Below are 2,017 nucleotides of genomic sequence, written 5' to 3'. Positions count from 1 at the left end.
CGCGACCAGGCGACGCCGCAGTACGAGCTCACGCGGCGCGCCGACCTCGCGCGGCGACCACGTCCACCGCAGCGTGAGCGCCTGCTCGTCAAGACCGCGGGCGGCGGCCTCTTCCTCCCACTCCGTACGCACCTCCCGGGCCAGCCGGTCGGCGGCCGATGCGCCCAGCGCATGGTCGAGCTGCTGGACCGCGGACTCGGCGCGGCTCTTGCGGTAGGCGAGCAAGGACAGCAGAAGGCCCGGCGCGGTGGGCAGCAGCGCCGCGACCTGTTCCGCACCGGTGGCCAGTGCGGCGCCGGCGCCCACCAGGAAGAGCACCAGACAGACGAGGCCGGTGGCGCGCGCGACACCCCCACCACCCCGCCGCGCCCCCGCGTTCACCCGGCCACCCCCTCGCCAAGTGGCAATGCCTGCAACGGAGTTCGACCCTCGCGCACCGCGTCGGAGCCGTCAATGGTGGGGGCTGACCGGCCTGTGGGGTGGCTGGGTGACCCGATGTGGTGAGGTGGTGCGACTGGGGGAGGGGCAGCGGTCGGCGCGGCGCCGGGGCCGTCGCCGGGGGCACCGTCGAAGTCCGTCGCGTCGTACGCACGGCGTGGCACTCCGCCGCACCGGACCACGGGCCGGCACACCGCTCGCCCGTGCCGCAGCCCGGGCGCTCCCCTTCGCGGACCGTTTGCTCAGTGCTGGATCAGGCCGCCGACCTGTACGGCGGCGACATGGCCGGTCGGCGGGAGCGTCCGCGCCAGGGTGAGGCCCACATCGACGAGTGAGGAGCGGCGGAGACGGAGGACGTCGGAGAACGGTGTCCAGACCGACTCGGCGGTGGCGCCGTTCGGCTCCGGGCGTAGCTCGCCGCCGACGATGCGGACCTGGTAGAAGACGCCGACGTTCTGGTGCTCGGGCCCGCCGGGGACGGCCCGCTCTGCCGCGGGGATCACCCGGGAGTCCACGCCCAGCAGGCGTTCGACCACCCCGTCGCAGCCGGTCTCCTCGGCGACCTCGCGGACCACCGCGTCGAACGGGTCCTCCGCGTGCTCGACCCCGCCACCCGGCAGGGTCCAGGTGCTCTCACCCCGCCGTGACACGTGCCGGGCGAGCAGCACCCGCCCGTCCTCGATGCACACCGCGTACGCCGCCAGCCGAAAACTCATGCCCGAGCACCCTTCGCCGTGTTCCCGCCCCAGTATCCGGGCCGCCGCCCCCAGCGGCGGTGCCCGTGTTCGCCTTCGTGCGGTGGCCGAGCGCGTCGACGCACCGGCCGCCCGCGGCCCCACACGCCACAGCCGTGTCGAAGCACCCGCCGCCCCCGTCCATGCGGGCGGGGCCGGGGCTGCTTCGACACGGCTGTGTCAGTTCACCGAGGGTGTGTCAACGGCGGGCCAACCCTGGGGTGTGCCCGCCACACCGACCGTCCGGGCCCCGGTCCGGTGCGGGCCGGGGCAGCCGGGGATCGTTTAGTACTCCACCCAGTTGTGCTCCTGGGCCAGCTCGATGATGCGGCTGCGGGCCAGCATGAGCTGGGTGCCCGTCAGCGACGGCACCGCGTGCAACAGCGCCTCAGTCAGCTCCAGTTGGAACTCCGACGAGGTCAGAACGTCACACGTGCCGTCCTCCGCCTCGGTGCGCACCCGCGGGCGCGCGATGTCGGCGGTCACCGGTGCGGCCGGCGCGGAGCGCTCGATCAGCCGCACGTCCGAGGCCTTGAGGCCCCGCTGACCGTCCTCGACGTCGAACGCGACCCGCAGCCCCGGACGGAACAGGGACTTGTCGTTACGCAGGTCGTTCGCGTGCATGAAGACGTCCTCATCGCCGTCATCCGGCGTGATGAACCCATAGCCGCGAATCTCGTCAAACCGCAGAATTTTTCCCGTAGCCACCGCGAATACCCCACAAACAGTCAATCGCTACCACAACCAGTGACGCCTCTCGCCGGCGCCGCCCACAGCCTACAAGGAATCCACCGAACGGGAAGCAGTTCCCGTCCCGGCCGTCAGCAAGCTGTCCCGGCGGCCCC

The 2,017-nt window shown here is 72.7% G+C and carries 3 protein-coding genes and 1 pseudogene; 1 reads left to right on the top strand and 3 read right to left on the bottom strand.

Annotated elements, in window-relative coordinates:
* The 3 genes and pseudogenes from AAHZ94_RS33300 to AAHZ94_RS33290 form a co-directional block, all read right to left on the bottom strand.
* Positions 1-381 (bottom strand): annotated as a pseudogene (locus AAHZ94_RS33300) (hypothetical protein); the annotation flags it as partial.
* Positions 382-680: 299 nt separating this feature from the next.
* Positions 681-1,154, bottom strand: coding sequence for an NUDIX hydrolase (locus AAHZ94_RS33295; RefSeq protein ID WP_349997432.1), 474 nt, complete (start codon positions 1,152-1,154; stop codon positions 681-683).
* Positions 1,155-1,457: 303 nt separating this feature from the next.
* Positions 1,458-1,880: a cold-shock protein gene (locus AAHZ94_RS33290; RefSeq protein ID WP_349997431.1), complete on the bottom strand. Its 423-nt coding sequence runs from the start codon at positions 1,878-1,880 to the stop codon at positions 1,458-1,460.
* Between AAHZ94_RS33290 and AAHZ94_RS33285 the strand changes: the two genes are divergently transcribed.
* The coding region (locus AAHZ94_RS33285) for a hypothetical protein (protein ID WP_349997433.1) at positions 1,791-2,017 on the top strand (227 nt) is incomplete at its 3' end. The two genes, AAHZ94_RS33290 and AAHZ94_RS33285, sit on opposite strands and share 90 nt — an antisense overlap.

The organism is Streptomyces sp. HSW2009 (assembly GCF_040240285.1).
Lineage (GTDB): Bacteria > Actinomycetota > Actinomycetes > Streptomycetales > Streptomycetaceae > Streptomyces.
The sequence above is the reverse complement of the archived record's forward strand: the minus strand, read 5'-3'. Positions and strand labels throughout refer to the sequence as shown.

What these genes read in the sequence shown, in the direction of transcription:
- AAHZ94_RS33295 (WP_349997432.1), bottom strand. Translation starts at nt 1,154, where the DNA reads ATGAGTTTTCGGCTGGCGGCGTACGCGGTGTGCATCGAGGACGGGCGG.